4 protein-coding genes and 1 pseudogene are annotated in these 6214 nt (G+C 51.1%); all 5 read left to right on the forward strand.

The annotated features are described in order from the left end of the window. Positions 1-105 precede the first annotated feature (105 nt). Entirely contained in the window at positions 106-540 is a 435-nt protein-coding gene (locus QMG40_RS16150; protein WP_283527015.1) for a LexA family protein, read from the forward strand. A gap of 18 nt (positions 541-558) precedes the next feature. Continuing rightward, entirely contained in the window at positions 559-1833 is a 1275-nt protein-coding gene (locus tag QMG40_RS16155; RefSeq protein ID WP_283532151.1) for a Y-family DNA polymerase, read from the forward strand. A gap of 337 nt (positions 1834-2170) precedes the next feature. After that, positions 2171-2353: a hypothetical protein gene (locus QMG40_RS16160; protein WP_283532143.1), complete on the forward strand. Its 183-nt coding sequence runs from the start codon at positions 2171-2173 to the stop codon at positions 2351-2353. Positions 2354-3794: 1441 nt separating this feature from the next. Continuing rightward, positions 3795-4424, forward strand: coding sequence for a hypothetical protein (locus tag QMG40_RS16165; protein WP_283532144.1), 630 nt, complete (start codon positions 3795-3797; stop codon positions 4422-4424). Positions 4425-5451: 1027 nt separating this feature from the next. Beyond that, a pseudogene (locus QMG40_RS16170) lies at positions 5452-6214 on the forward strand (IS110 family transposase); the annotation flags it as partial.

Genomic DNA, 6214 nt, shown 5'->3' on the forward strand with positions numbered 1-6214 from the left:
CATTGTTGGGGTTGCTACAGGTCCCCTTCGCTGGTGATCGGGGTTGTTGTCAGTGGTGGGTTCTACACTCTGGTATAGAATGTTATCCCTAGTAGTTGGTGTGTTATGGCTTATGTTTCGAATGTTTGTCTTGTGGATTTGGCGGTACCTATCGTCCATCCACTGGTTTCTTCTGTGTTGGTCGCGGCGGGTTATCCTTCCCCGGCCCAGGACTATTTTGATGGCCGCATCAATTTGAATGACCACCTAATCAAGGACGTCACGAGTACCTACATCATTCGGGTCTCTGGTCATTCCATGGAAGGCGCCGGGATTAGCGACGGTGACGAGCTCATCGTCAACCGGGCGCTGCGCCCTAAAGACGGTTCTATCGTCGTAGCGGTCCTTGATGGTGAGTTAACCGTTAAACGCCTGCGCATCACAGCAGCCGGTGTTCTTTTGCAAGCAGAGAACCCTGACTATCCGGACATTGTGGTCGCTGAGCTGAGTTCCTTAGAAATTTGGGGCGTCGCTTCCGTAGCTCTTCATCATTTGTTGTAGGTGCTTGTTGTGGAACGGATGCAGGCTATCGCTCATGTAGACGTCAATAGCTTCTATGCCAGTGCTGAACGGGCGTTTGATCCATCGTTGGAGGGCAAACCGGTGATCGTGTTATCCAATAATGATGGGTGCGCGGTCACTCGTAGCGCTGAGGCCAAGGCGTTAGGGATCGCCATGGGAGAGCCGTGGTTCAAACTCGCGCCCCGGGCGAAAGAATGGGGTGTGATCGCTAAATCAAGTAACTATGAACTCTACGGAGACGTCAGTGCCCGGGTCATGGAGCTGTTAGGACGATTCAGCCATGAAATTGAGATCTACAGCATTGATGAAGCATTTTGCACCGTCAAGGGAACCGGCCCCGAGCTGCTGCAGCTCGGGCGTGCCATGAAAGATGCCGTTCGCCGCAATTGCGGTGTGCCCGTATGTGTGGGGATCGCGTCCACGAAAACACTGGCGAAGCTATGTAATAAGTGGGCCAAGAACAACCCCGCTTTCAACGGTGTTTGTCATTGGGATTCGGTGCCCCTGGCGCAACGTGAACACCTCATGGCGGGGCTGTCAGTGATTGAAATATGGGGCGTGGCCACCAGACTGACAAAACGACTCGCGGCCCTGGGCATCAGGACCATTCTGGACTTGAGCCGTGCCAATCCTGTCATGATTCGGGACCGCTTTTCAGTGGTCATGATGCGCACTGTCCTAGAGCTACAGGGCAAACCCTGCATCCCCATGGAGGAAGAACGCATAGGACGGGATCAGCTGATTTTCAGCCGTTCATTCTCCACCCCGATTACTACCCATGCCGACATGCGTCAGGTCATGAGCTTGTATGCGCAGCAAGCCAGCGCCCGCCTGGGCAAACACAACCTGCAAGCCAAACTGCTGACGGCTTTTGCTGCCACTTCCTATTACAACCCCGGAGACACGTCCTATCCCTCCGTGTGCGTGCCACTGCCGATGCCCACGGCAGATCCGGTGCTGTTGGCGCGGGCAGCCTACGCGCTCCCGCCCCGGATCGTGGAAGGCGTCAAGTACGTGCGCGCCGGGATCATGGTCACCGACCTGCGCCCCACCGGAAACCAGTCACCCCTGGAACTCTTCGAGAATCCACATGAAGAACTCCACATCGGGCAGCTGCTTGAAGATGTGTCCAAGAAGTACGGGCGGGGGAGTATCGGACTCGGGCCAGCAGGCGGGGTCAAGGGTGGCCCGGACTGGTCCATGAAACGCGACATGCTCTCACCTAGATACACCACTCACTGGGATGAACTACCTATAGCCAAAGCGTCATAACGGGCAACTTTTTACGTGGCCCGGGCCTGATCGTCATGGCCATCGGGCCATATCATCGTGTGCATACCAAAACCAAGGATCATATCTAAGCAGTAGAGGCTACTTCTGGTATAGCTTTTGGCACAGGCAGGTTACGCAGATTCCCGGCAGATGACTTTTTGCGGAGTATCAAGGGGTGTGTGTTCCAGTTCTAAGAAAAGTGGAACAGTCTTTTCAGACCGCATATTTGTCTGCGAGAACCGAGGCATGGAGCGGGCTATCGTGCAATTGCGTTCCATTACTACCAAGCCCAAGTCTGTCCGTAGTGCGAACCTCTACCTGACGACCCAATTCAGACTTGCTCCGCAAGACAATTGTAGATAAACGGCAAAAGATCGTTGGCAAGAACGCTCACAAGTCCTTGTGGCGTATCGAGGATTACGCGTATTTCTGGGTAGTAATCAACAAGAATCTGCCCATCCCGTCCGGACGGGCTTTTCATGCCTCGGTCATGATCTCCAACGACCACAATGTGCGTTAGTTCAGTAGCACCAGCGGCGCGCGGCTCTGAGCATGTCGAGCTCATCGCAGGGACCACCCGTGAAGTGGTCAAGATTTACGCTCGAAAAAATCAGTCCGCCTTTGGCCCTAACCGCAGCACCCTTGTGTGCACACCGTGTTCGTCAGTACCAGTGTCAGTGGTTGCATTGATTGTCTCGAGTGCCAGACCGCTCGATCACTGACAGGGGGAGCGCAGAAGCAGGAAGTGAATTGGTTATACCCAAATAGTAAGAGGGTTAACGTTCGCCTATGCAGGGGCCTGTAAATGGATTCTATTCCGGGGCAACCAGACCAAGGCATAGTCTTGACACCGACTAAGAAGCAATTACCTCAGGCGATAGCCTTGTCCTCAAACGCTACATAGCTCACAACCTATTCAGAGAGCTACAAACTCTCACCACTTGACTCCACACATGAAAAGGTCAATTCTGAACAGCCAAATTTAGCGAACGACAGATCAGCCACTTGCTCTTCAACAGACGGAGACTAATGGAACATGCTATCCAAATGGACAAATAATTAAGACTAAATCATCACCCAAAGGGATAGGATTGTGTACCTTAGCTTATTTTCTCAATTTCACCCACTACACTAATGAGCATTATCTGAGGGGTCCATTCGGTGGAAAAGCCAGCATACAACCGATTAGTTTGCAGCCACAGTTCCTAACATCGTTCATGAGCCCAGAAATCACATGCCTGTGCTGCCAAAGTTGATAGAGGATAATTCTAAAAGATTTTTTAACTTCTGCAAAAACGATTGACATGCTTCCAAAAATGGGCAATGATCACTATGCACCCAAAATAGACATCTGAAAAGGGTTATGATTCGCATATTTCAGGTTAATTTTCAGGGGCAAACTATCAATAAAACTATATAATTCTAAAGATGGGGTAAGTCTTTATAATGACATTGATCAGACCTGATTTTAAGAACCGATTTAAGCTCGATAAAGAGAATTTGTACTGGCATAAGCATAAAAGCCATGATAAGAAAATTGGGCAGCAGAAATATGGACTCTCACTCAGGAAGATGGCTGTGCTTCTATGCATAGTTCCTGGAATATTGATATCACAGGTATCACCAGCTTCAGCTGCAGATAGTTCACACATCTATTATAACGGCAGAACAGCACCAAGTCAGGGAAAAACAGGCCCAAAGGGTAATATTGTTGGAGGAACTACGGTCCTATTAGTAGGAACCAAAGCGAGCGTTAGTATCTCGACCATCACTCCGAATGGCGCGGTTTTGCACACTGGATCGACGGCAGGTGCAGGACCAACCTCAATTACTCACAAAGTTGTTATCAATGGTATTAGCGGTTGTGTTTGGTTGGAGCACGGTGGTAGACCAAGTCCGCGAGATCTTAAATGCAGTAACATTCGTAGATCCTAGAGATAGATCATTAGGGAGTGATAAACATGTTTGCTAAAAAAACGATGATTCTTAGTGGATCGGCTGTTCTAGCTTTTGGTGCACTTATCGCGATTACAGGTGGTGTCGCAAATGCAGGCGATATATCGGACTCCGAATCAGCAATGAGTTGGTCGGTTGATAAGGCTGATGCGAAATATGATTTGAGTATACTCAACTCAATGAGTGTTTCCAAACAGCAGAGTCCCGTTGGCCTGCCACTTGCTAGCCTCGGTGGTGATGGAATCCAACCAGAGACAGTACGTTTGGTTGCGACAGATGAGAATTCCGAGACGTATATCGGGTTGAACAACAGCAATCTGCTCTGCATGATCGTCTACGTTCCAGGTAGCGACTGGACAGCAGGGAGTACTTGTACAACACCCGATCTGTTTGATGAGGGCGGGATAGGCCTGCGTGTAGAAAATCCCAAGGTAAGTCATGAGACTTACCTTGTGCCAGACGCGGCAGCAAAACGCACGGATTCATTTGCCAAGTCGTTCGGTTTCAAATCACCAAATCCGAATATTCTTGTGATGAACAATGATTTGTCTTCTGAGGCTCGAGCGAAATTGGTCAAGAAATCAAGCAACTTTCCAATTACATTAATCGATTCAGCAACATCGTATGAGAAATGAGCTGATTAATTTGAAAATCCGAAAATTTGTTGGGGGGATCACTGCAATCATTGCTCTCTCACTTGTCGCTGTATCTCCTGCATCCGCAGCTGACACTATTTACCTTGATGGCAATTTGACATCCAATAATTTTTTTAGTTCAAGTCAAAAGCCTTCAATATCTGGTGGGAGGGCTTTTAATTCGGGTAAATTTCTGCAGTTGAAATCGCAAACACTATATGGAGGAGTTGTCCAATACAGCGTAACGGGCACTAACGGGGCTGCTGCGGACCATAGTCATGGGAGAGTTAACAGGGCGACTGAGCGATGCAACTGGTTGATGCGAGACGGGACTGTAGGTCCTGGTAGTGTCTATATGATCTGTAAGTATCGCACCTAGAGTATAGGGAAGCATAGTTCTTGATGGGTGGGAATAGTCGAATAATTCGACTGTTCCCACCCTTTCTAGGTAAAGGGGGTCCACGTGGCGCGTGGTGAAACCCCCTGGTTTTATTTCCTTGAATGAAAGTGACCCGTTGCCCGGTTGTGATGGGTTTTCTGACGCATTCATCGATGACAGGACTACGAGACTTGACCGGGCTCAATTTGCCGCACGCTGATGCTGCAACCATGATCTTCAATCTTGGGGAATGCCGGTTCTTAATGACGCAGATCGTTGATGGCAGGCAATGCGGAACCCATATTGAAAGCCTTGTTGAATCTGTTTGGCCCGGGTGTGGTGTGAACGGGACCCTCTGCCAGCCAATCCCAGACCAGCTACTGAAAAGTCTCACAGTCCCGTAAGCTAGTGGCCCGTTATTTTCACGGTGAGAAGTCGATTTCTATCCGAGAGAGCCCCGTTACCTTTTTAGTAGCCCCTTAAAGAGTAAGAATTGGGGTTGTTGGCCTGTCGGTCCCGGTATGGTTCTTGCCCCCAGTCATTGATGATCCGGGGGGTGTTGTCACCGGGATTCGATAGGCGCCAGGGGATCGCTAATGGGGACCGGACCAGCACAAGGAATCAGCGTGTAGGTCAGCCGTAACGTGGATGCCGAGCCTTGCCGCCGCAGGACAAGCCAACACAAGTACACAGGACTATTTCTGGGAGGTTTACGTTGATCAAGAACCATGACCAGGTCGATATCTTCATTGGTGTTGACGTTGGCAAGAGCAATCATCACGCGGTCGCCATCGACCGTGCTGGCAAGAAACTCTTGGACCGGGCCCTACCCCAAGACGAGGCTAAACTCCGTGCCATCATCCAGGCTGTGGCTGGCAAAGGCACCGTGCTGCTGGTCGTGGATCAGCCCTCGACCATTGGTGCTCTGCCGGTGGCTGTGGCACAGGCAGAGGGAATCATGGTCGGCTATCTGCCCGGTCTGGCGATGCGCCGCATTGCCGATTTACACCCGGGAGAAGCCAAAACGGATGCTAGAGACGCTGCGATCATTGCCGAAGCAGCACGGTCTCTGCCGCACACGCTGCGTTCGGTCGTCCTCGCCGATGAACAAGCCGCTGAACTCTCCATGCTGTGCGGTTTTGATGACGATCTGGCGAAGCAGGCCACCGCGACCTCGAACCGGATCCGGGGTCTACTCACTCAAGTTCACCCAGCCCTAGAACGCGTCATCGGCACGCACCTGAATCACCCTGCCATGGCCGAGTTACTGATCAAATACCCATCCCCGGACAAGCTTCGCAAGGCAGGGCAAATCCGCGTGGCAACACTGCTATCGAAGTACGCGCCACGGGCAGGGAAGGGGTGGGCTGCCGATGTGTTTGCCGCTCTGGGCGAGCAGACCGTCGTCGTC

Source organism: Arthrobacter antibioticus (genome assembly GCF_030063205.1).
Classification (GTDB): Bacteria; Actinomycetota; Actinomycetes; order Actinomycetales; family Micrococcaceae; genus Specibacter.

What these genes read in the sequence shown, in the direction of transcription:
- QMG40_RS16150 (WP_283527015.1), top strand. Translation starts at nt 106, where the DNA reads ATGGCTTATGTTTCGAATGTTTGTCTTGTGGATTTGGCGGTACCTATC.
- QMG40_RS16155 (WP_283532151.1), top strand. Translation starts at nt 559, where the DNA reads ATGCAGGCTATCGCTCATGTAGACGTCAATAGCTTCTATGCCAGTGCT.
- QMG40_RS16165 (WP_283532144.1), top strand. Translation starts at nt 3,795, where the DNA reads ATGTTTGCTAAAAAAACGATGATTCTTAGTGGATCGGCTGTTCTAGCT.